Consider the following 20,951-nt stretch of genomic DNA (forward strand, 5'->3'; position numbering starts at 1 on the left):
CTGACCGCTGCAATCACTACCGTTCTGGCTAAAACCTACGGTGGTTCTGCTCGCGCATTCGACCAGATCGATAACGCGCCGGAAGAAAAAGCTCGTGGTATCACCATCAACACTTCTCACGTTGAATATGACACCCCGACTCGCCACTACGCGCACGTAGACTGCCCGGGCCACGCCGACTATGTTAAAAACATGATCACCGGTGCTGCGCAGATGGACGGCGCGATCCTGGTTGTTGCTGCGACTGACGGCCCGATGCCGCAGACTCGTGAGCACATCCTGCTGGGTCGTCAGGTAGGCGTTCCGTACATCATCGTGTTCCTGAACAAATGCGACATGGTTGATGACGAAGAGCTGCTGGAACTGGTTGAAATGGAAGTTCGTGAACTTCTGTCTCAGTACGATTTCCCGGGCGACGACACTCCGATCGTTCGCGGTTCCGCTCTGAAAGCGCTGGAAGGCGACGCAGACTGGGAAGCGAAAATCATCGAACTGGCTGGCTACCTGGATTCTTACATCCCGGAACCAGAGCGTGCGATTGACAAGCCGTTCCTGCTGCCGATCGAAGACGTATTCTCCATCTCCGGTCGTGGTACCGTTGTTACCGGTCGTGTAGAGCGCGGTATCATCAAAGTTGGCGAAGAAGTTGAAATCGTTGGTATCAAAGAGACTGCGAAGTCTACCTGTACTGGCGTTGAAATGTTCCGCAAACTGCTGGACGAAGGCCGTGCTGGTGAGAACGTTGGTGTTCTGCTGCGTGGTATCAAACGTGAAGAAATCGAACGTGGTCAGGTACTGGCTAAGCCGGGTTCTATCAAGCCGCACACCAAGTTCGAATCTGAAGTGTACATTCTGTCCAAAGACGAAGGCGGCCGTCATACTCCGTTCTTCAAAGGCTACCGTCCGCAGTTCTACTTCCGTACAACTGACGTGACTGGCACCATCGAACTGCCGGAAGGCGTAGAGATGGTAATGCCGGGCGACAACATCAAAATGGTTGTTACCCTGATCCACCCGATCGCGATGGACGACGGTCTGCGTTTCGCAATCCGTGAAGGCGGCCGTACCGTTGGCGCGGGCGTGGTTGCTAAAGTTCTGGGCTAATATTTAGTTCTGAATTAAAAAGGGCGCTAAGGCGCCCTTTTTGCTGTCTGCTATTTGCGTGAAGCAGCACAGTGACTGACAGCAAAGAGATCAAACGCCTATTTAATAAACAGGCTATTGTAATCATAACTATTCTCATTTACACTTTGTCTGTAAGTTGAACGGGAGTATATATGTACGTTTGTCTGTGTAATGGTGTGAACGATAAAAAAATTCGTCAGGCTGTGCGCCAATTCAATCCTCAGTCTTTTCAGCAGCTGAGAAAATTTATTCCCGTTGGAAATCAATGTGGTAAGTGCGTTCGTGCAGCACGAGAAATTATGGAAGATGAATTAACCCGCATGCCGGAATATCAAGAGATCGCCTGAAGCCTCTCAGCTTTACTTTGACATCCCTATAGCCCGAACTACGCTTCAATAAGTGGAAGCGGAGGGACTATATAATGAAAGGTGATGTCAAAATCATAAGTTATCTCAATAAATTATTGGGAAATGAGCTAGTCGCAATTAATCAATACTTTCTCCATGCGAGAATGTTCAAGAACTGGGGCCTGATGCGCCTCAATGATGTCGAGTACCACGAATCTATCGATGAAATGAAGCATGCCGATAAGTATATCGAGCGCATTTTATTTCTCGAAGGGATCCCGAACCTGCAGGATCTCGGCAAACTCCGCATCGGAGAAGACGTCGAGGAGATGCTGCAATCCGACCTGAGGCTGGAACTGGAAGGGGCGAAGGATCTGCGTGAAGCCATTGCCTATGCTGACAGCGTCCACGACTACGTCAGCCGTGATATGTTAATCACCATCCTCGCCGATGAAGAAGGCCATATCGACTGGCTGGAAACCGAGCTGGACTTGATAGGTAAAATTGGTCTGCAGAATTATCTTCAGTCGCAGATTAAAGTGGCTGACTAAAAAACGTCTGCCAACCACATAGCAAACCCGCTGTGGCCAGGAAAGGGCCGAAAGGCAGCGGGTTACGTAAAGCCTGCCTGTGTTTACCGCACAGCATAAGAACCGTTACGGCAGCGCAGGCGAGAATCGTTGCTATAAGTACGAGCTGCGGTAAAACTCTCCATCCCTGCCATGCCCCTAGTGCGGCGAGAAATTTAACATCGCCGTAGCCGATGCCTTCACGCCCGCGTATTCCCCTGTAGAGCCAATAGATCAACGCAAAGGCCAGATAGCCTGCTATCGCTCCCCAGACTGCATGCTGCAGATTGGCTGGTGACATACACAGATAATAAAGCAACCCGCCCCACAGCAGAGGGCAGGTAAATTTATCGGGTAGCAAGCCATAGCGCAGATCGTGCCAACAAAGCGTGAGTAATAACCCGCCATAAATAATAAAGAATGCCAAAGTCGCTATCATCGATGGTTTCCATGTGGTGGCCCTGGGTACTGAGTGTGATGCAGGAGCCAAGCCTCTGGCAAAAGGCAATAAACAGGAATGGATGTCCCGCTCCAGAGCATTTGCCGGCCTTTCATGGCATTGCGACGGGCCTGGAAGTGAGCTCGCAGAAACAAGTGATGATTTTGTACGCAGCCCTTGCGTTGTCGCTGAATTTGCGTATAATGCGCGGGCCTGTCAAAGTTGACGGCCGGTTCGATATGAACCCTGGTAGCAGCAACACGCTACCAAACAATGTTCCCAATTGGGGAACTATGTAAGAACGGTTACACTCTCCCATCAATCGTAATGGGTATGAGGAGTAACCATTTCGTCTATAAAATAATTGGAGCTCTGGTCTCATGCAGAACCAAAGAATCCGTATCCGCCTTAAAGCGTTTGATCATCGTCTGATCGATCAATCAACCGCGGAAATCGTCGAGACTGCTAAGCGCACTGGTGCGCAAGTCCGTGGTCCGATCCCGCTGCCGACCCGCAAAGAGCGCTTTACCGTTCTGATCTCTCCGCACGTTAACAAAGACGCGCGCGATCAGTACGAAATCCGCACTCATAAGCGTCTGGTTGACATCGTTGAGCCAACTGAAAAAACCGTTGATGCTCTGATGCGTCTGGATCTGGCTGCCGGTGTAGACGTGCAGATCAGCCTGGGTTAATCAGGTCATCGAGCGATTGAGAGGTTGAAACAATGATTGGTTTAGTCGGTAAAAAAGTGGGCATGACCCGCATCTTCACTGAAGATGGCGTATCTATCCCAGTAACCGTAATCGAAGTTGAAGCAAACCGCGTTACTCAGGTTAAAGATCTGGCTAACGATGGCTACCGTGCCGTTCAGGTGACCACTGGTGCTAAAAAAGCTAACCGTGTAACCAAACCGGAAGCGGGTCACTTCGCTAAAGCTGGCGTAGAAGCTGGCCGTGGTCTGTGGGAATTCCGTCTGGCTGACGGCGAAGAGTTCACCGTAGGTCAGGACATTAGCGTTGAGCTGTTTGCTGACGTTAAAAAAGTTGACGTAACCGGTACCTCTAAAGGTAAAGGTTTTGCTGGTACCGTTAAGCGCTGGAACTTCCGTACCCAGGACGCTACTCACGGTAACTCCTTGTCTCACCGCGTTCCGGGTTCTATCGGTCAGAACCAGACTCCGGGCAAAGTGTTCAAAGGCAAGAAAATGGCAGGTCAGCTGGGTAACGAACGTGTCACCGTTCAGAGCCTGGACGTAGTACGTGTTGACGCTGAGCGCAACCTGCTGCTGGTTAAAGGCGCGGTCCCGGGTGCAACCGGTAGCGACCTGATCGTTAAACCAGCTGTGAAGGCGTAAGGGGATAGCAATGGAATTAGTATTGAAAGACGCGCAGAGCGCGCTGACTGTTTCCGAAACTACCTTCGGTCGTGATTTCAACGAAGCGCTGGTTCACCAGGTTGTAGTTGCTTATGCAGCTGGTGCTCGTCAGGGTACTCGTGCTCAGAAGACTCGTGCTGAAGTAACTGGTTCAGGCAAAAAGCCGTGGCGCCAGAAAGGTACCGGCCGTGCGCGTTCAGGTTCTATCAAGAGCCCGATCTGGCGTTCAGGTGGCGTGACCTTCGCTGCGCGTCCGCAGGACCACAGTCAAAAAGTTAACAAAAAGATGTACCGCGGCGCGCTGAAAAGCATTCTGTCCGAACTGGTACGTCAGGATCGTCTGATCGTTGTCGAATCTTTCTCTGTAGAAGCGCCTAAAACTAAGCTGCTGGCACAGAAACTGAAAGACATGGCTCTGGAAGATGTGCTGATCATCACCGGTGAGCTGGACGAGAACCTGTTCCTTGCTGCGCGCAACCTGCACAAGGTTGACGTACGTGATGCAACTGGTATCGACCCGGTTAGCCTGATCGCCTTCGACAAAGTCGTAATGACTGCTGATGCTGTTAAGCAAGTTGAGGAGATGCTGGCATGATTCGTGAAGAACGTCTGCTGAAGGTGCTGCGCGCACCGCACGTTTCTGAAAAAGCGTCTACTGCGATGGAAAAAACTAACACCATCGTTCTCAAAGTTGCTAAAGACGCGACCAAAGCAGAGATCAAAGCTGCTGTGCAGAAACTGTTTGAAGTCGAAGTCGAAGTCGTTAACACCCTGGTTGTTAAAGGGAAAGTTAAACGTCACGGACAGCGTATCGGTCGTCGTAGCGACTGGAAAAAAGCTTACGTCACCCTGAAGGAAGGCCAGAATCTGGACTTCGTCGGCGGCGCTGAGTAAGTCGGAGGAGTAATACAATGGCAGTTGTTAAATGTAAACCGACATCTCCGGGTCGTCGCCACGTTGTTAAAGTGGTCAACCCAGAGCTGCACAAGGGCAAACCTTTTGCTCCGCTGGTTGAAAAAAACAGCAAATCCGGTGGTCGTAACAACAATGGCCGTATCACCACCCGTCATATCGGTGGTGGTCACAAACAGGCCTACCGTATTGTTGACTTCAAACGCAACAAAGATGGTATCCCGGCAGTTGTTGAACGTCTTGAGTACGATCCGAACCGCTCCGCGAACATCGCGCTGGTTCTGTACAAAGACGGTGAGCGCCGTTACATTCTGGCCCCTAAAGGCCTGAAAGCTGGCGACCAGATTCAATCTGGCGTTGATGCTGCAATCAAAGCAGGCAACACCCTGCCGATGCGCAATATCCCGGTTGGTTCTACCGTTCATAACGTAGAAATGAAACCAGGTAAAGGCGGTCAGCTGGCTCGTTCCGCTGGTACTTACGTTCAGATCGTTGCTCGCGATGGTGCTTATGTCACCCTGCGTCTGCGTTCTGGTGAAATGCGTAAAGTCGAAGCAGACTGCCGCGCTACTCTGGGCGAAGTTGGCAATGCTGAGCATATGCTGCGCGTTCTGGGTAAAGCAGGTGCTGCACGCTGGCGTGGTGTTCGTCCTACCGTTCGCGGTACTGCGATGAACCCAGTCGACCACCCACATGGTGGTGGTGAAGGTCGTAACTTTGGTAAGCACCCGGTAACTCCGTGGGGCGTTCAGACCAAAGGTAAGAAGACCCGCAGCAACAAGCGTACTGATAAATTCATCGTACGTCGCCGTAGCAAATAATTTTAGAGGATAAGCCATGCCACGTTCTCTCAAGAAAGGTCCTTTTATTGACCTGCACTTGCTGAAGAAGGTAGAGAAAGCGGTGGAAAGCGGAGACAAGAAGCCCCTGCGCACTTGGTCCCGTCGTTCAACGATCTTTCCTAACATGATCGGTTTGACCATCGCTGTCCATAATGGTCGTCAGCACGTTCCAGTTTTTGTTTCCGACGAAATGGTTGGTCACAAACTGGGTGAATTCGCACCGACTCGTACTTATCGCGGCCACGCTGCTGATAAAAAAGCGAAGAAGAAATAAGGTAGGAGGAAGAGATGGAAACTTTAGCTCAACATCGCCATGCTCGTTCTTCTGCTCAGAAGGTTCGCCTTGTTGCTGACCTGATTCGCGGTAAGAAAGTGTCGCAGGCCCTGGATATTCTGACCTACACCAATAAGAAAGCTGCTGTACTGGTCAAGAAGGTACTGGAATCTGCCATTGCTAACGCTGAACACAACGATGGCGCTGACATTGATGATCTGAAAGTTGCGAAAATTTTCGTAGACGAAGGCCCGAGCATGAAGCGCATTATGCCGCGTGCTAAAGGTCGTGCAGATCGCATCCTGAAGCGCACCAGCCACATTACTGTGGTTGTGTCCGATCGCTGAGACTCTGGAGACTAGCAATGGGTCAGAAAGTACATCCTAATGGTATTCGCCTGGGTATTGTAAAACCATGGAACTCAACCTGGTTTGCGAACACCAAAGAATTCGCTGACAACCTGGACAGCGATTTTAAAGTACGTCAGTACCTGACTAAGGAACTGGCGAAAGCGTCTGTATCTCGCATCGTTATCGAGCGTCCGGCTAAAAGCATCCGTGTGACCATTCACACTGCTCGCCCGGGTATCGTTATCGGTAAGAAAGGCGAAGACGTAGAAAAACTGCGCAAGGTCGTCGCGGATCTCGCTGGCGTGCCTGCACAGATCAATATTGCCGAAGTTCGTAAGCCTGAACTGGACGCTAAATTGGTTGCTGACAGCATCACTTCTCAGCTGGAACGTCGCGTTATGTTCCGTCGTGCTATGAAGCGTGCTGTACAGAACGCAATGCGTCTGGGCGCTAAAGGTATCAAAGTTGAAGTTAGCGGCCGTCTGGGCGGCGCGGAAATCGCACGTACCGAATGGTACCGTGAAGGTCGCGTACCGCTGCACACTCTGCGTGCTGACATCGACTACAACACCTCTGAAGCGCACACCACTTACGGTGTAATCGGCGTTAAGGTATGGATCTTCAAAGGTGAGATCCTGGGTGGTATGGCTGCTGTTGAACAACCGGAACCGGCTGCTCAACCTAAAAAGCAGCAGCGTAAAGGCCGTAAATAAGGAGCGTCGCTGATGTTACAACCAAAGCGTACAAAATTCCGTAAAGTGCACAAAGGCCGCAACCGTGGTCTGGCGCAGGGTACGGATGTTAGCTTCGGCACTTTCGGTCTGAAAGCTGTTGGCCGTGGTCGTCTGACTGCACGTCAGATCGAAGCAGCACGTCGTGCTATGACCCGTGCAGTTAAGCGTCAAGGTAAGATCTGGATCCGTGTATTCCCGGACAAACCGATCACCGAGAAGCCGCTGGAAGTTCGTATGGGTAAAGGTAAAGGTAACGTGGAGTACTGGGTTGCCTTGATTCAGCCGGGTAAAGTCCTTTATGAAATGGACGGCGTACCGGAAGAGCTGGCCCGTGAAGCATTCGGCCTGGCAGCAGCGAAACTGCCGATCAAAACCACCTTTGTAACTAAGACGGTGATGTAATGAAAGCAAAAGAGCTGCGTGAAAAAAGCGTTGAAGAGCTGAACGCTGAGCTGCTGAACCTGCTGCGTGAGCAGTTCAACCTGCGTATGCAGGCTGCAAGTGGCCAGCTGCAACAGACTCATCTGCTGAAGCAAGTGCGTCGTGATGTTGCACGCGTTAAGACTTTACTGACTCAGAAGGCGGGTGCGTAATGACCGATAAAATCCGTACTCTGCAAGGTCGCGTGGTTAGCGACAAAATGGAGAAATCCATTGTTGTTGCTATCGAACGTATGGTGAAACACCCGGTATACGGCAAATTCATCAAGCGTACGACCAAACTGCACGTACATGACGAGAACAACGAATGCGGTATCGGCGACGTGGTTGAAATCCGCGAATGCCGTCCGCTGTCCAAGACTAAGTCCTGGACGCTGGTTCGCGTTGTAGAGAAAGCGGTTCTGTAATAGAGTACGCATTCTCGATACGGATAAACGGCTCAGCGATGAGCCGTTTATTTTTTCTACCCATATCTGATTTGCGGTGTTATAATGCCGCGCCCTCGATATGGGGCTTTTTTAACGACCCTATTTTTGGGTCTCAGTAGTAGTTGACATTAGCGGAGCACTAAAATGATCCAAGAACAGACTATGCTGAACGTCGCCGACAACTCCGGTGCACGTCGCGTAATGTGTATCAAGGTTCTGGGTGGCTCGCACCGTCGCTACGCAGGCGTAGGCGACATCATCAAGATCACCATCAAAGAAGCAATTCCGCGTGGTAAGGTCAAAAAAGGTGATGTGCTGAAGGCGGTAGTGGTGCGCACCAAGAAGGGTGTTCGTCGCCCGGACGGTTCTGTCATTCGCTTCGATGGTAATGCATGCGTTATTTTAAACAATAACAGCGAGCAGCCCATCGGTACGCGTATTTTTGGGCCGGTAACTCGTGAACTTCGTAACGAGAAGTTCATGAAAATTATCTCTCTGGCCCCAGAAGTACTCTAAGGAGCGAATCATGGCAGCGAAAATCCGTCGTGATGACGAAGTTATCGTGTTAACCGGTAAAGATAAAGGTAAACGCGGTAAAGTTAAGAATGTCTTGTCTTCCGGCAAGCTCATTGTTGAAGGTATCAACCTGGTTAAGAAACACCAGAAGCCGGTTCCGGCTCTGAACCAACCAGGCGGCATCGTTGAAAAAGAAGCTGCTATTCAGGTTTCTAACGTTGCAATCTTCAATGCGGCAACCGGCAAGGCTGACCGTGTAGGCTTTAGATTCGAAGACGGCAAAAAAGTCCGTTTCTTCAAATCTAACAGCGAAACTATCAAGTAATTTGGAGTAGTACGATGGCGAAACTGCATGATTACTACAAAGACGAAGTAGTTAAAAAACTCATGACTGAGTTTAACTACAATTCTGTCATGCAAGTCCCTCGGGTCGAGAAGATCACCCTGAACATGGGTGTTGGTGAAGCGATCGCTGACAAGAAACTGCTGGATAACGCAGCAGCCGATCTGACAGCAATCTCCGGTCAAAAACCGCTGATCACCAAAGCACGCAAATCAGTTGCAGGCTTCAAAATCCGTCAGGGCTATCCGATCGGCTGTAAAGTAACTCTGCGTGGCGAACGCATGTGGGAGTTCTTTGAGCGCCTGATCACTATTGCTGTACCGCGTATCCGTGACTTCCGTGGCTTGTCCGCTAAGTCTTTCGACGGTCGTGGCAACTACAGCATGGGTGTCCGTGAGCAGATCATCTTCCCAGAAATCGACTACGATAAAGTCGACCGCGTTCGTGGTTTGGATATTACCATTACCACTACTGCGAAATCTGATGAAGAAGGCCGCGCTCTGCTGGCTGCCTTTGACTTCCCGTTCCGCAAGTAAGGTAGGGTTACTTAATGGCTAAGCAATCAATGAAAGCACGCGAAGTAAAGCGCGTGGCTTTAGCTGATAAATTCTTCGCTAAACGCGCTGAACTGAAAGCTATCATCTCTGATGTGAACGCAACCGACGAAGATCGTTGGAATGCTGTTCTCAAGCTGCAGACTCTGCCGCGTGATTCCAGCCCGTCTCGTCAGCGTAATCGCTGCCGTCAAACAGGTCGTCCGCATGGTTTCCTGCGGAAGTTCGGGTTGAGCCGTATCAAGGTCCGTGAAGCCGCAATGCGCGGTGAAATCCCGGGTCTGAAAAAGGCTAGCTGGTAATTGTCACCAATTGAATCACGGGAGTAAAGACAGATGAGCATGCAAGATCCGATCGCGGATATGCTGACCCGTATCCGTAACGGTCAGGCCGCGAATAAAGCTGCGGTCACCATGCCTTCCTCCAAGCTGAAAGTGGCAATTGCCAACGTGCTGAAGGAAGAAGGCTTTATTGAAGATTTTAAAGTTGAAGGCGACATCAAGCCGGAACTGGAACTGACTCTTAAGTATTTCCAGGGTAAAGCTGTTGTAGAAAGCATTCAGCGTGTCAGCCGCCCAGGTCTGCGCATCTACAAACGTAAAGATGAGCTGCCGAAAGTTATGGCGGGTCTGGGTATCGCGGTTATTTCTACCTCTAAAGGTGTTATGACCGATCGTGCAGCGCGCCAGGCTGGTCTTGGTGGCGAAATTATCTGCTACGTAGCCTAATCGGAGGAAAAAATGTCTCGTGTTGCTAAAGCACCGGTCGTTGTTCCTGCCGGCGTTGATGTAAAAATCAACGGTCAGGTTATTACGATCAAAGGTAAAAACGGCGAGCTGACTCGTACCCTCAACAATGCTGTTGAAGTTAAACATGCAGATAATGCTCTGACCTTCGGTCCGCGTGATGGTTTCGTGGATGGATGGGCTCAGGCTGGTACCGCGCGTGCCCTGCTGAACTCAATGGTTGTTGGTGTTACCGAAGGCTTCACTAAAAAGCTTCAGCTGGTTGGTGTAGGCTATCGTGCAGCGGTCAAAGGGGATGTAGTAAACCTGGCTTTAGGTTTCTCTCATCCTGTTGAGCATAAACTGCCGGCCGGTATCACTGCAGAATGTCCGACTCAAACTGAAATCGTGCTGAAAGGCGCTGATAAGCAGGTGATCGGCCAGGTTGCAGCAGATCTGCGCGCCTACCGTCGTCCTGAGCCTTATAAAGGTAAGGGTGTTCGTTACGCCGACGAAGTCGTGCGTACCAAAGAGGCTAAGAAGAAGTAAGGTAACACTATGGATAAGAAATCTGCTCGTATCCGTCGTGCGACCCGCGCACGCCGCAAGCTCCAGGAGCTGGGTGCAACTCGCCTGGTGGTACATCGTACCCCGCGTCATATTTACGCACAGGTAATTGCACCGAACGGTTCTGAAGTTCTGGTAGCTGCTTCTACTGTAGAAAAAGCTATCGCTGAACAACTGAAGTACACCGGTAACAAAGACGCGGCAGCAGCTGTGGGTAAAGCTGTTGCTGAACGCGCTCTGGAAAAAGGCATCAAAGATGTTTCCTTTGACCGTTCCGGGTTCCAATATCATGGTCGTGTCCAGGCACTGGCAGATGCTGCCCGTGAAGCTGGCCTTCAGTTCTAAGGTAGAGGTGTAAGATGGCTCACATCGAAAAACAAGCTGGCGAACTGCAGGAAAAGCTGATCGCGGTTAACCGCGTATCTAAAACCGTTAAAGGTGGTCGTATTTTCTCCTTCACAGCTCTGACTGTAGTTGGTGACGGTAACGGTCGCGTTGGTTTTGGTTACGGTAAAGCGCGTGAAGTTCCAGCAGCGATCCAGAAAGCGATGGAAAAAGCCCGTCGCAATATGATTAACGTCGCGCTGAACCACGGCACCCTGCAGCACCCGGTTAAAGGTGTTCACACGGGTTCTCGTGTATTCATGCAGCCAGCTTCCGAAGGTACCGGTATCATCGCCGGTGGTGCAATGCGCGCCGTTCTGGAAGTTGCTGGAGTTCATAACGTTCTGGCCAAAGCATATGGTTCCACCAACCCGATCAACGTGGTTCGTGCAACTATTGATGGCCTGGAAAATATGAATTCTCCAGAAATGGTCGCTGCCAAGCGTGGTAAATCCGTTGAAGAAATTCTGGGGAAATAAACCATGGCAAAGACTATTAAAATTACTCAAACCCGCAGTGCAATCGGTCGTCTGCCGAAACACAAGGCAACGCTGCTTGGCCTGGGTCTGCGTCGTATTGGTCACACCGTAGAGCGCGAGGATACTCCTGCTGTTCGTGGTATGGTCAACGCGGTTTCCTTCATGGTTAAAGTTGAGGAGTAAGAGATGCGTTTAAATACTCTGTCTCCGGCCGAAGGCTCCAAAAAGGCGGGTAAACGCCTGGGTCGTGGTATCGGTTCTGGCCTCGGTAAAACCGGTGGTCGTGGTCACAAAGGTCAGAACTCTCGTTCTGGTGGTGGCGTACGTCGCGGTTTCGAAGGTGGTCAGATGCCTCTGTACCGTCGTCTGCCGAAATTCGGCTTCACTTCTCGTAAAGCGATGATCACTGCAGAAGTTCGTCTGTCTGATCTGGCTCACGTAGAAGGCGATGTTATCGACCTGAACACGCTGAAAGCGGCTAACATTATCGGTATCCAGATCGAGTTCGCGAAAGTGATCCTGTCTGGTGAAGTATCTCGTCCGGTAACTGTTCGTGGCCTGCGCGTGACTAAAGGTGCTCGTGCTGCTATCGAAGCTGCTGGCGGTAAAATTGAGGAATAAGTAGCAGATGGCTAAGCAACCGGGATTAGATTTTCAAAGTGCCAAAGGTGGGATTGGCGAACTGAAGCGCAGACTGTTGTTTGTAATCGGTGCGTTGATTGTGTTCCGTATTGGCTCTTTTATTCCGATCCCTGGTATTGATGCCGCTGTACTTGCCAAACTGCTTGAGCAACAGCGAGGCACCATCATTGAAATGTTCAACATGTTCTCTGGTGGTGCTCTCAGCCGTGCTTCTATCTTTGCGTTGGGTATCATGCCGTATATTTCGGCATCGATCATTGTCCAGCTGCTGACGGTTGTTTATCAGCCGTTAGCGGAGCTGAAGAAAGAAGGGGAGTCTGGTCGTCGTAAGATCAGCCAGTACACCCGCTACGGTACTCTGGTGCTGGCGATATTCCAGTCGATCGGTATTGCTACCGGTCTGCCGAATATGCCTGGTATGCAGGGCCTGGTGATTAATCCAGGCTTTGCATTCTATTTCACCGCTGTTGTTAGTCTGGTCTCAGGAACGATGTTCCTGATGTGGCTCGGCGAACAGATTACTGAGCGCGGTATCGGAAACGGTATCTCAATCATTATCTTCGCCGGTATCGTTGCGGGTCTCCCGCCGGCCATCGCCCATACTATCGAGCAAGCGCGTCAAGGCGACCTGCACTTCCTCCTGTTGCTGTTGGTTGCAGTATTAGTATTTGCAGTGACCTTCTTTGTTGTCTTTGTAGAGCGTGGTCAACGCCGCATTGTGGTAAACTACGCTAAACGTCAACAGGGTCGTCGTGTCTATGCTGCACAGAGCACACATTTACCGCTGAAAGTGAATATGGCAGGGGTTATCCCGGCAATCTTCGCTTCCAGTATTATTCTGTTCCCGGCTACCATTACATCATGGTTCGGGGGCGGTACTGGTTGGAACTGGCTGACAACAATTTCGCTGTATTTGCAGCCTGGGCAACCGCTTTATGTGTTACTCTATGCGTCTGCAATCATCTTCTTCTGTTTCTTCTACACGGCGTTGGTTTTCAACCCGCGTGAAACAGCAGATAACCTGAAGAAGTCCGGTGCATTTGTACCAGGAATTCGTCCGGGAGAGCAAACGGCGAAGTATATCGATAAAGTAATGACTCGCCTGACTTTGGTCGGTGCGTTATACATCACTTTTATCTGCCTGATCCCGGAGTTCATGCGTGATGCAATGAAAGTACCGTTCTACTTCGGTGGAACCTCACTGCTTATCGTTGTTGTCGTGATTATGGACTTTATGGCTCAAGTGCAAACTCTGATGATGTCGAGTCAGTACGAGTCTGCATTGAAGAAGGCGAACCTGAAAGGCTACGGCCGCTAACAGGTCGCTCGAGAAGTTACGGAGAGTAAAAATGAAAGTTCGTGCTTCCGTCAAGAAATTATGCCGTAACTGCAAAATCGTTAAGCGTGATGGCGTCATCCGCGTGATTTGCAGTGCCGAGCCGAAGCATAAACAGCGCCAAGGCTGATTTATTCGCATATTTTTCTTGCAAAGTTGGGTTGAGCTGGCTAGATTAGCCAGCCAATCTTTTGTATGTCTGTACGTTTCCATTTGAGTATCCTGAAAACGGGCTTTTCAGCATGGTGCGTACATATTAAATAGTAGGAGTGCATAGTGGCCCGTATAGCAGGCATTAACATTCCTGATCACAAACATACCGTAATCGCATTAACTGCTATTTTCGGTATCGGCAAGACCCGCTCTAAAGCCATCTGTGCTGACACGGGTATCGCTGAAAATGTTAAGATCAGTGAGCTGTCTGAAGAACAAATTGAATCCCTGCGTGAAGCGGTTGGTAAATTTGTCGTTGAAGGTGATCTGCGCCGTGAAATCACCCTGAGCATCAAGCGTCTGATGGACCTTGGTTGCTATCGTGGTTTACGCCATCGTCGTGGTCTTCCGGTTCGCGGTCAGCGTACTAAGACCAACGCACGTACCCGTAAGGGTCCGCGTAAACCGATCAAGAAATAGTCGGGGTGATTGAATAATGGCAAAGGCACCAGTTCGTGCACGTAAGCGTGTAAGAAAACAAGTCTCTGATGGCGTGGCTCATGTCCATGCTTCTTTTAACAACACCATCGTTACCATTACCGATCGTCAGGGTAACGCGCTGGGTTGGGCAACAGCCGGTGGTTCCGGTTTCCGTGGTTCTCGCAAATCCACTCCGTTTGCAGCTCAGGTTGCAGCAGAGCGTTGCGCTGAAGCCGTAAAAGAATACGGCATCAAGAATCTGGAAGTTATGGTCAAAGGTCCGGGTCCAGGTCGCGAATCTACTATTCGTGCACTGAACGCCGCTGGTTTCCGCATCACTAATATTACTGATGTGACTCCGATCCCTCATAACGGTTGTCGTCCGCCGAAAAAACGTCGCGTATAACGCGTTCGTTTCTAGGATTGTTGGAGAAAGAAAATGGCAAGATATTTGGGTCCTAAGCTCAAGCTGAGCCGTCGTGAGGGCACAGACCTGTTCCTTAAGTCTGGCGTTCGCGCGATCGATACCAAGTGTAAAATTGAACAAGCTCCTGGCCAGCACGGTGCGCGTAAACCGCGTCTGTCTGACTATGGTGTGCAGTTGCGTGAAAAGCAAAAAGTTCGCCGTATGTACGGTGTGCTGGAGCGTCAGTTCCGTAACTACTATAAAGAAGCAGCGCGTCTGAAAGGCAACACCGGTGAAAACCTGTTGACTCTGCTGGAAGGTCGTCTGGACAACGTTGTATACCGTATGGGCTTCGGCGCGACTCGTGCTGAATCACGTCAGCTGGTTAGCCACAAAGCTATCATGGTAAACGGTCGTGTTGTTAACATCGCTTCTTATCAGGTTAAAGCGAATGACGTTGTCAGCATTCGTGAGAAAGCGAAAAAGCAATCTCGCGTGAAAGCCGCTCTGGAGCTGGCTGAGCAGCGTGAAAAGCCAACCTGGCTGGAAGTTGATGCTGGCAAGATGGAAGGTACGTTCAAGCGTCAGCCGGAACGTTCTGATCTGTCTGCGGACATTAACGAACACCTGATCGTCGAGCTTTACTCCAAGTAAAGCTTAGTACCAAAGAGAGGACACAATGCAGGGTTCTGTGACAGAGTTTCTAAAACCGCGCCTGGTCGATATCGAGCAAGTGAGTTCGACGCACGCCAAGGTGACCCTTGAACCTTTAGAGCGTGGCTTTGGCCATACTCTTGGTAACGCACTGCGCCGTATTCTGCTCTCATCGATGCCGGGTTGCGCGGTGACCGAGGTTGAGATTGATGGTGTACTTCATGAGTACAGCACCAAAGAAGGCGTTCAGGAAGATATCCTTGAAATCCTGCTCAACCTGAAAGGGCTGGCGGTGAGAGTTCAGGGTAAAGATGAAGTTATCCTTACTTTGAACAAATCTGGCATTGGCCCTGTGACCGCAGCCGACATTACCCATGACGGTGATGTCGAAATCGTCAAGCCGCAACATGTGATCTGCCACCTGACCGATGAGAACGCAGCTATTAGCATGCGTATCAAAGTTCAGCGCGGTCGCGGTTATGTGCCGGCTTCTGCCCGAATTCATTCGGAAGAAGATGAGCGCCCAATCGGCCGTCTGCTGGTCGACGCATGCTACAGCCCTGTAGAGCGTATTGCCTACAATGTTGAAGCAGCGCGTGTAGAACAGCGTACCGACCTGGACAAGCTGGTCATCGAAATGGAAACCAACGGCACAATCGATCCTGAAGAGGCGATTCGTCGTGCGGCAACCATCCTGGCAGAACAACTGGAAGCTTTCGTTGATTTACGTGATGTACGTCAGCCGGAAGTGAAAGAAGAGAAACCAGAATTCGATCCGATCCTGCTGCGCCCTGTTGACGATCTCGAATTGACTGTCCGCTCTGCTAACTGCCTTAAGGCAGAAGCTATCCACTATATCGGTGATCTGGTACAGCGTACCGAGGTTGAGTTGCTGAAAACGCCGAACCTGGGTAAAAAATCTCTTACTGAGATTAAAGACGTGCTGGCTTCACGTGGTTTGTCTCTGGGCATGCGCCTGGAAAACTGGCCACCGGCAAGCATTGCTGACGAGTAACCGGATCACAGGTTAAGGTTTTACTGAGAAGGATAAGGTCATGCGCCATCGTAAGAGTGGTCGTCAACTGAACCGCAACAGCAGCCATCGCCAGGCTATGTTCCGTAACATGGCTGGTTCGCTGGTTCGTCATGAAATCATCAAGACGACCCTGCCGAAAGCGAAAGAACTGCGTCGCGTAGTTGAGCCGCTGATTACTCTTGCCAAGACTGATAGCGTTGCTAATCGTCGTCTGGCATTCGCCCGTACTCGTGATAACGAGATCGTGGCAAAACTGTTTAACGAGCTGGGCCCGCGTTTCGCGAGCCGCGCCGGTGGTTACACTCGTATTCTGAAGTGTGGCTTCCGTGCAGGCGACAACGCGCCGATGGCATACATCGAGCTGGTTGATCGCTCTGAATCGAAAGCAGAAGCTGCTGCAGAGTAATCTGTAGTAACGTAAAAAAACCCGCTCCGGCGGGTTTTTTTATATCCACCCTATTCCTGCTTGTTTACAATATCTGCATTATTTTTGTTCATCCCCGGAGCCTTATGATGTGGTTACTGGATCAGTGGGCAGAACGCCATATTCTTGATGCACAGCACAAAGGTGAGTTTGATAACCTGCCGGGAAGTGGGGAGCCACTGACTCTGGACGATGACTCGCATGTGCCGCCTGAGCTACGCGCAGGCTATCGATTACTCAAGAATGCGGGTTGTTTACCTCCCGAACTTGAACATCGTAAAGAAGCCGTGATGCTCAATGACTTACTTAAAGGCGTTCAGGAGAGCGATCCCCGCTATGCTGAGCTGAGCCGTCGTCTGGCGCTGCTTGAGTTAAAGCTGCGGCAGGCGGGCTTGAACACTGACTTTCTGCGTGGGGATTACGCGGATAAGTTGCTGCAAAAGATTAATGAGGAGTAATTATGTACCGCATAGGTGAACTGGCTAAATTAGCTGACGTTACTCCCGATACCATCCGCTATTATGAAAAACAGCAGATGATGGATCATAACGTACGCACTGAAGGTGGCTTTCGTCTCTATTCGGATAACGATCTACAGAGGCTGCGTTTTATTCGCTATGCCAGGCAGCTTGGTTTTACGCTGGAGTCGATCCGCGAACTTCTCTCGATCCGCATCGATCCGGAACATCATACCTGTCAGGAATCTAAAGGCATTGTGCAGGCTCGTTTAAGTGAAGTGGAATCCCGGATTAAAGAGTTACAAGCCATGCGTCGTTCTTTGCAGCGCCTCAATGATGCATGCTGCGGCACAGCGCACAGCAGCGTCTATTGCTCAATTCTTGAAGCACTGGAGCAGGGCGCCAGCAGTCATAATCCAGCACGTTGATTTTTTCATCAGACGCGTCTACACTCACGCCGATTTCTTTTACATATCTGGAGAGCTTATGAGCCGCTATCAGCATACTAAAGGGCAAATAAAAGATAACGCCCTTGAGGCACTACTTCATGACCCGTTATTCAGGCAGCGAGTTGAAAAGAACAAGAAAGGGAAAGGCAGCTATCAAAGAAAAGAAAAACATGCAGGACAGAATGGTCGGGAGGCCAGTGGCAAGAAAGTAAATGACTTTTTTACCACTGGCCTTCTGCTTTTAAGGCTTCTTAAGAACGATTGTTTTGTTCTTTCAGCAGGTCACGAATTTCGCTAAGCAGGACTTCTTCTTTGGTTGGCGCCGGTGGTGCTGCCGGGGCCTCTTCCTTTTTCCTGTTCAGTTTATTCATCAGTTTGATTGCCATAAAAATAGCAAACGCCACGATAATAAAATCGAACACGTTCTGAATGAATACGCCGTAATGCATGACGACCGCCGGGATGTCACCCTGGGCATCCCGTAGCGTCACGGCAAACTGTTTAAAGTCGATTCCGCCAATGAGTAAGCCTAGCGGCGGCATAATAATATCGGCAACTAACGACGATACGATTTTACCAAATGCTGCGCCAATGATGACACCGACTGCCAAATCAACCACATTCCCGCGCATCGCAAATTCGCGAAATTCTTTTAAAAAACTCATTTTATTCTCCTTGAGCCAGCTGACACTGATAAGTTTAACAAATGTATTACTATTTTCCATTACCACGAAATAATTGCAGAAAAATATTATCCTTTGATATACAAGGGATAAAAGAAAGGCGTCTTGTCGACGCCTGCGAACTACAAAAAGAAAGGACTTGGCTGGAATAGTCTTTCGACGTCTGAGATGAATTTTTTGTCAGTCAAGAACATAACGACATGATCCCCTTGCTCAATACGCAGATTGTTATTCGCTATCATGACATCATTACCGCGCACAACGGCGCCAATAATTGTTCCGGGGGGAAGCTTAATCTCATCGATAGCGCGTCCAACCACCCGTGAAGTACTTTCATCTCCGTGCGCGACAGCTTCAATAGCCTCTGCGACACCGCGGCGTAGGGAGGAAACGCCGACAATATCGGCTTTACGCACATGGCTGAGCAACGCAGAGATGGTTGCCTGCTGCGGTGATATTGCAATGTCGATCACGCTCCCCTGGACAAGATCGACGTAGGCTCGGCGCTGGATCAGTACCATCACCTTTTTGGCCCCCATGCGCTTTGCGAGCATGGCTGACATAATATTGGCTTCGTCATCGTTGGTGACGGCAATGAAAAGATCGACTTGATCGATATGTTCCTCAGCCAGCAATTCTTGATCTGAAGCATCGCCGTAGAAGACGATCGTATTTTGCAGCTTTTCCGCAAGCTCTGCGGCACGCTGCTGATTACGTTCAATCAGTTTGACGCTGTAATCTTTCTCCAGCTTATGAGCGAGCCCGGCGCCAATGTTTCCGCCACCAACCAGCATGATGCGCTTATACGGCTTTTCGAGGCGCTGAAGTTCGCTCATGACGGCGCGAATATGCTGCGAAGCGGCGATGAAAAACACTTCATCACCGGCTTCAACAATGGTTGAACCTTGTGGCCTGATGGGGCGATCGTGGCGGAAGATAGCGGCTACGCGTGTGTCAATATGCGGCATATGTTCGCGCATAGTTGAAAGTGCGTTTCCCACTAAAGGACCGCCATAATAGGCTTTAACGACTGCGAGGCTTACTTTTCCTTCGGCAAAATTGACAACCTGCAGCGCGCCTGGATACTCAATCAGGCGGTGAATGCTGTCAATGACCAGCTGCTCTGGCGCGATGAGGTGGTCAATAGGAACTGCTTCTGAGTGGAAAAGTTTATCGGCATCACGCACATAATCCGGGGAGCGGATGCGAGCAATACGGTTTGGCGTATTAAACAGCGAATAGGCGACCTGGCAGGCCACCATATTCGTTTCATCTGAGCTGGTCACTGCGACCAGCATATCGGCGTCATCCGCACCCGCCTCACGCAGCACGCGTGGATGCGAGCCGTGGCCCTGAACCACTCTGAGATCAAATTTGTCCTGAAGACTGCGAAGGCGGTCGCCATTCGTGTCTACCAGCGTAATATCGTTGTTCTCTCCGACAAGGTTTTCTGCCAGAGTTCCGCCGACCTGCCCTGCGCCCAATATGATAATTTTCATCAGTCGCGACTCGTTATCTCATTACTTTTTGATTAGCTTAGCGTAAAAGAAGCCGTCACCTTCTTCAGCACCTGGCAAATTTTGCTGGCCCGGCAAATCTGCGCTGCCGGTTTCGCTGAGAACCGCATCCGCAGTACGCTGCAGGAAGGCTTTAATTTGCTGGCTGTTCTCTTCCGGCAATACCGAACACGTTGCGTAAACCAGAGTCCCGCCGGTTTTCAAATGCGGCCATACGGCATCCAGAATTTCAGACTGCAGCTGGGCCAGTTCCGCGATATCACGATCCCGGCGCAGCCACTTGATATCCGGATGACGGCGAATGACGCCGGTGGCGGAACAGGGGGCGTCCAGCAGAATACGATCGAACTGCTGCTCTCCACACCATTGGGCTGGATAACGGCCATCACCTTGTTTAACGGTGGCCTTCATGCCCAGACGCTTCAGGTTGTCATAGACGCGGGAGAGTCGCTGCTCATCAACATCGACGGCCAGCACCTGTGCTTCGGGCGCCGCTTCGAGAATATGTGTGGTTTTACCCCCCGGTGCCGCGCACAGATCCAGAATTTGCTCGCCGTTTTTTGGATCAAGAAATGTGATGCAGCCCTGAGCGGAGGCATCCTGAACCGTAACCCAACCCTCTTCAAACCCCGGCAATGCGTGGACCGGCACCGGTGTTTCCATGCGCACAGCGTCAGGGTAAGCAGGATGAGTAAAACCTTTCATTCCCGCCTTTTCCAGCAGTGCCAGCCAGCTATCGCGCGGATGGTGGACACGGTTTACGCGCAACCACATTGGCGGGCGCTGGTTGTTCGCTTCCACAATAGCTTCCCACTGTGCTGGATAGGCTTTCTGCAGACGTTTCAACAACCAGGACGGATGTAAAAAGCGAATTTCGCTACGAGAAAATTCAGATAACAGTTCTTCCTGCTGGCGCTGAAACTGGCGCAATACGCCGTTAATCAACCCTTTGAGCTGCGGGCGCTTAATCGCTACTGCGCCTTCAACCGTTTCCGCCAATGCAGCATGAGGAGGAATCCGTGTGTACAGCAGTTGGTAAATGCCCACCATAATGAGGTAGTGCACAACACGCTGTTTACCCGTCATCGGCCGGGACATGAGCTTGCCGATCAGCCAATCTAACTGGGAAAGGGTACGTAGCACGCCAAAGCAGAGTTCCTGAAGCAGCGCTTTGTCTTTATCGGATACTTTTTGTTGCAGCGGGGGCAGAACGTTGCTCAGGGATTGCCCTTGTTCGAGAACCTGTTCAACGGCCTGCGCTGCCAGGCTGCGTAAATTGAGTTGTTTTTTCATAAGCACAAAATAAAAAT

At 50.6% G+C, this 20,951-nt stretch carries 38 protein-coding genes; 34 read left to right on the forward strand and 4 right to left on the reverse strand.

Translation table 11 applies throughout. From position 1 onward, the window contains the following. From tuf to bfr, 3 genes are all read left to right on the forward strand, one after another. Nucleotides 1-1,104, forward strand: a 1,104-nt coding sequence (gene tuf, locus F8562_RS02420; protein ID WP_049083968.1) for an elongation factor Tu, incomplete at its 5' end; no start/stop codon positions are given. 173 nt (nt 1,105-1,277) lie between these two features. After that, nucleotides 1,278-1,472 carry a bacterioferritin-associated ferredoxin gene (gene bfd / locus F8562_RS02425; RefSeq protein ID WP_004125913.1) on the forward strand — a complete coding sequence of 65 codons (195 nt, stop codon included), beginning with the start codon at nt 1,278-1,280 and terminating at the stop codon, nt 1,470-1,472. 74 nt (nt 1,473-1,546) lie between these two features. Further along, nucleotides 1,547-2,023 (forward strand): bacterioferritin, encoded by a 477-nt coding sequence (gene bfr / locus F8562_RS02430; protein ID WP_004125910.1) that lies wholly within the window; start codon nt 1,547-1,549, stop codon nt 2,021-2,023. Here the strand turns inward: bfr and F8562_RS02435 are convergent. Then, entirely contained in the window at nt 2,007-2,480 is a 474-nt protein-coding gene (locus F8562_RS02435) for a prepilin peptidase (RefSeq protein ID WP_014839668.1), read from the reverse strand. The two genes, bfr and F8562_RS02435, sit on opposite strands and share 17 nt — an antisense overlap. A gap of 380 nt (nt 2,481-2,860) precedes the next feature. Here F8562_RS02435 and rpsJ point away from each other — a divergent pair, with 380 nt between their 5' ends. The 31 genes from rpsJ to F8562_RS02590 all read left to right on the forward strand — a co-directional run bounded on the left by rpsJ (nt 2,861) and on the right by F8562_RS02590 (nt 17,739). Next, nucleotides 2,861-3,172 carry a 30S ribosomal protein S10 gene (rpsJ, locus tag F8562_RS02440; RefSeq protein ID WP_001181005.1) on the forward strand — a complete coding sequence of 104 codons (312 nt, stop codon included), beginning with the start codon at nt 2,861-2,863 and terminating at the stop codon, nt 3,170-3,172. 32 nt (nt 3,173-3,204) lie between these two features. Further along, a complete protein-coding gene (gene rplC, locus F8562_RS02445) occupies nt 3,205-3,834 on the forward strand; it encodes a 50S ribosomal protein L3 (protein WP_004106354.1) in 630 nt (209 codons plus the stop codon). A gap of 10 nt (nt 3,835-3,844) precedes the next feature. Beyond that, nucleotides 3,845-4,450: a 50S ribosomal protein L4 gene (gene rplD / locus F8562_RS02450; RefSeq protein ID WP_003031119.1), complete on the forward strand. Its 606-nt coding sequence runs from the start codon at nt 3,845-3,847 to the stop codon at nt 4,448-4,450. Next, the gene (rplW, locus tag F8562_RS02455; protein ID WP_000617546.1) at nt 4,447-4,749 is read left to right on the forward strand and encodes a 50S ribosomal protein L23; all 303 of its coding nucleotides are present in this window, start codon (nt 4,447-4,449) and stop codon (nt 4,747-4,749) included. The genes rplD and rplW overlap by 4 nt, the downstream gene beginning before the upstream one ends. 17 nt (nt 4,750-4,766) lie before the next feature. Beyond that, a complete protein-coding gene (rplB, locus tag F8562_RS02460; RefSeq protein WP_000301869.1) occupies nt 4,767-5,588 on the forward strand; it encodes a 50S ribosomal protein L2 in 822 nt (273 codons plus the stop codon). Between the two features lie 16 nt (nt 5,589-5,604). Next, complete coding sequence (rpsS, locus tag F8562_RS02465) at nt 5,605-5,883, forward strand: 30S ribosomal protein S19 (protein WP_001138115.1); 279 nt, start codon at nt 5,605-5,607, stop codon at nt 5,881-5,883. Between the two features lie 14 nt (nt 5,884-5,897). Further along, nucleotides 5,898-6,230 carry a 50S ribosomal protein L22 gene (rplV, locus tag F8562_RS02470; protein WP_002919773.1) on the forward strand — a complete coding sequence of 111 codons (333 nt, stop codon included), beginning with the start codon at nt 5,898-5,900 and terminating at the stop codon, nt 6,228-6,230. 17 nt (nt 6,231-6,247) lie between these two features. Continuing rightward, nucleotides 6,248-6,946: a 30S ribosomal protein S3 gene (gene rpsC, locus F8562_RS02475; protein WP_004106350.1), complete on the forward strand. Its 699-nt coding sequence runs from the start codon at nt 6,248-6,250 to the stop codon at nt 6,944-6,946. Between the two features lie 12 nt (nt 6,947-6,958). Further along, entirely contained in the window at nt 6,959-7,369 is a 411-nt protein-coding gene (gene rplP, locus F8562_RS02480; protein ID WP_002919759.1) for a 50S ribosomal protein L16, read from the forward strand. Continuing rightward, complete coding sequence (rpmC, locus tag F8562_RS02485; RefSeq protein WP_002919754.1) at nt 7,369-7,560, forward strand: 50S ribosomal protein L29; 192 nt, start codon at nt 7,369-7,371, stop codon at nt 7,558-7,560. Before rplP ends, rpmC begins: the two co-directional genes overlap by 1 nt. Next, a complete protein-coding gene (gene rpsQ / locus F8562_RS02490) occupies nt 7,560-7,814 on the forward strand; it encodes a 30S ribosomal protein S17 (RefSeq protein ID WP_004106347.1) in 255 nt (84 codons plus the stop codon). Before rpmC ends, rpsQ begins: the two co-directional genes overlap by 1 nt. 165 nt (nt 7,815-7,979) lie before the next feature. Further along, nucleotides 7,980-8,351 (forward strand): 50S ribosomal protein L14, encoded by a 372-nt coding sequence (gene rplN, locus F8562_RS02495; RefSeq protein ID WP_000613954.1) that lies wholly within the window; start codon nt 7,980-7,982, stop codon nt 8,349-8,351. 10 nt (nt 8,352-8,361) lie between these two features. Continuing rightward, a complete protein-coding gene (gene rplX / locus F8562_RS02500; protein ID WP_004106345.1) occupies nt 8,362-8,676 on the forward strand; it encodes a 50S ribosomal protein L24 in 315 nt (104 codons plus the stop codon). A gap of 14 nt (nt 8,677-8,690) precedes the next feature. After that, entirely contained in the window at nt 8,691-9,230 is a 540-nt protein-coding gene (gene rplE / locus F8562_RS02505; RefSeq protein WP_001096202.1) for a 50S ribosomal protein L5, read from the forward strand. Nucleotides 9,231-9,244: 14 nt separating this feature from the next. Further along, entirely contained in the window at nt 9,245-9,550 is a 306-nt protein-coding gene (gene rpsN, locus F8562_RS02510; protein WP_002919667.1) for a 30S ribosomal protein S14, read from the forward strand. A gap of 33 nt (nt 9,551-9,583) precedes the next feature. Further along, nucleotides 9,584-9,976: a 30S ribosomal protein S8 gene (gene rpsH / locus F8562_RS02515; protein ID WP_004106343.1), complete on the forward strand. Its 393-nt coding sequence runs from the start codon at nt 9,584-9,586 to the stop codon at nt 9,974-9,976. Between the two features lie 12 nt (nt 9,977-9,988). Continuing rightward, entirely contained in the window at nt 9,989-10,522 is a 534-nt protein-coding gene (gene rplF, locus F8562_RS02520) for a 50S ribosomal protein L6 (protein WP_004106341.1), read from the forward strand. Between the two features lie 9 nt (nt 10,523-10,531). Beyond that, complete coding sequence (gene rplR / locus F8562_RS02525) at nt 10,532-10,885, forward strand: 50S ribosomal protein L18 (RefSeq protein WP_000358960.1); 354 nt, start codon at nt 10,532-10,534, stop codon at nt 10,883-10,885. A 14-nt stretch (nt 10,886-10,899) separates the two neighbouring features. Next, nucleotides 10,900-11,403 (forward strand): 30S ribosomal protein S5, encoded by a 504-nt coding sequence (gene rpsE, locus F8562_RS02530; protein ID WP_004106339.1) that lies wholly within the window; start codon nt 10,900-10,902, stop codon nt 11,401-11,403. A gap of 3 nt (nt 11,404-11,406) precedes the next feature. Next, on the forward strand, nt 11,407-11,586 hold the full coding sequence (rpmD, locus tag F8562_RS02535; RefSeq protein WP_001140434.1) for a 50S ribosomal protein L30: 180 nt from the start codon (nt 11,407-11,409) through the stop codon (nt 11,584-11,586). Between the two features lie 3 nt (nt 11,587-11,589). After that, complete coding sequence (gene rplO / locus F8562_RS02540) at nt 11,590-12,024, forward strand: 50S ribosomal protein L15 (protein ID WP_004106336.1); 435 nt, start codon at nt 11,590-11,592, stop codon at nt 12,022-12,024. A gap of 7 nt (nt 12,025-12,031) precedes the next feature. Beyond that, the gene (gene secY / locus F8562_RS02545; protein ID WP_004106334.1) at nt 12,032-13,363 is read left to right on the forward strand and encodes a preprotein translocase subunit SecY; all 1,332 of its coding nucleotides are present in this window, start codon (nt 12,032-12,034) and stop codon (nt 13,361-13,363) included. A 31-nt stretch (nt 13,364-13,394) separates the two neighbouring features. Then, nucleotides 13,395-13,511: a 50S ribosomal protein L36 gene (rpmJ, locus tag F8562_RS02550; RefSeq protein ID WP_000868187.1), complete on the forward strand. Its 117-nt coding sequence runs from the start codon at nt 13,395-13,397 to the stop codon at nt 13,509-13,511. A 146-nt stretch (nt 13,512-13,657) separates the two neighbouring features. Then, nucleotides 13,658-14,014, forward strand: coding sequence for a 30S ribosomal protein S13 (gene rpsM, locus F8562_RS02555; RefSeq protein WP_004106333.1), 357 nt, complete (start codon nt 13,658-13,660; stop codon nt 14,012-14,014). A 16-nt stretch (nt 14,015-14,030) separates the two neighbouring features. Then, nucleotides 14,031-14,420: a 30S ribosomal protein S11 gene (rpsK, locus tag F8562_RS02560; protein WP_004138423.1), complete on the forward strand. Its 390-nt coding sequence runs from the start codon at nt 14,031-14,033 to the stop codon at nt 14,418-14,420. Nucleotides 14,421-14,453: 33 nt separating this feature from the next. Further along, the gene (gene rpsD, locus F8562_RS02565) at nt 14,454-15,074 is read left to right on the forward strand and encodes a 30S ribosomal protein S4 (RefSeq protein ID WP_004125897.1); all 621 of its coding nucleotides are present in this window, start codon (nt 14,454-14,456) and stop codon (nt 15,072-15,074) included. Between the two features lie 25 nt (nt 15,075-15,099). Continuing rightward, nucleotides 15,100-16,089, forward strand: coding sequence for a DNA-directed RNA polymerase subunit alpha (locus F8562_RS02570; RefSeq protein WP_002919219.1), 990 nt, complete (start codon nt 15,100-15,102; stop codon nt 16,087-16,089). Nucleotides 16,090-16,129: 40 nt separating this feature from the next. Then, nucleotides 16,130-16,516, forward strand: coding sequence for a 50S ribosomal protein L17 (gene rplQ / locus F8562_RS02575; protein ID WP_001216372.1), 387 nt, complete (start codon nt 16,130-16,132; stop codon nt 16,514-16,516). A gap of 107 nt (nt 16,517-16,623) precedes the next feature. After that, the gene (locus F8562_RS02580; protein ID WP_042934199.1) at nt 16,624-16,992 is read left to right on the forward strand and encodes a DUF1992 domain-containing protein; all 369 of its coding nucleotides are present in this window, start codon (nt 16,624-16,626) and stop codon (nt 16,990-16,992) included. Nucleotides 16,993-16,994: 2 nt separating this feature from the next. Beyond that, complete coding sequence (zntR, locus tag F8562_RS02585; protein ID WP_014227035.1) at nt 16,995-17,420, forward strand: Zn(2+)-responsive transcriptional regulator; 426 nt, start codon at nt 16,995-16,997, stop codon at nt 17,418-17,420. Between the two features lie 58 nt (nt 17,421-17,478). Further along, nucleotides 17,479-17,739: an alternative ribosome-rescue factor A gene (locus F8562_RS02590; protein ID WP_071846056.1), complete on the forward strand. Its 261-nt coding sequence runs from the start codon at nt 17,479-17,481 to the stop codon at nt 17,737-17,739. On the opposite strand, the gene mscL is transcribed toward F8562_RS02590, so the two are convergent. The 3 genes from mscL to rsmB all read right to left on the reverse strand — a co-directional run bounded on the left by mscL (nt 17,693) and on the right by rsmB (nt 20,934). Further along, on the reverse strand, nt 17,693-18,106 hold the full coding sequence (gene mscL / locus F8562_RS02595; RefSeq protein ID WP_004106310.1) for a large-conductance mechanosensitive channel protein MscL: 414 nt from the start codon (nt 18,104-18,106) through the stop codon (nt 17,693-17,695). The two genes, F8562_RS02590 and mscL, sit on opposite strands and share 47 nt — an antisense overlap. A gap of 140 nt (nt 18,107-18,246) precedes the next feature. After that, on the reverse strand, nt 18,247-19,623 hold the full coding sequence (gene trkA, locus F8562_RS02600; protein ID WP_004125888.1) for a Trk system potassium transporter TrkA: 1,377 nt from the start codon (nt 19,621-19,623) through the stop codon (nt 18,247-18,249). A 21-nt stretch (nt 19,624-19,644) separates the two neighbouring features. Continuing rightward, a complete protein-coding gene (gene rsmB, locus F8562_RS02605) occupies nt 19,645-20,934 on the reverse strand; it encodes a 16S rRNA (cytosine(967)-C(5))-methyltransferase RsmB (RefSeq protein ID WP_042934197.1) in 1,290 nt (429 codons plus the stop codon). Nucleotides 20,935-20,951 lie beyond the last annotated feature (17 nt).

Origin of the sequence: Klebsiella sp. RCJ4 (assembly GCF_009025755.1) — a bacterium.
Lineage (GTDB): Bacteria > Pseudomonadota > Gammaproteobacteria > Enterobacterales > Enterobacteriaceae > Klebsiella > Klebsiella michiganensis.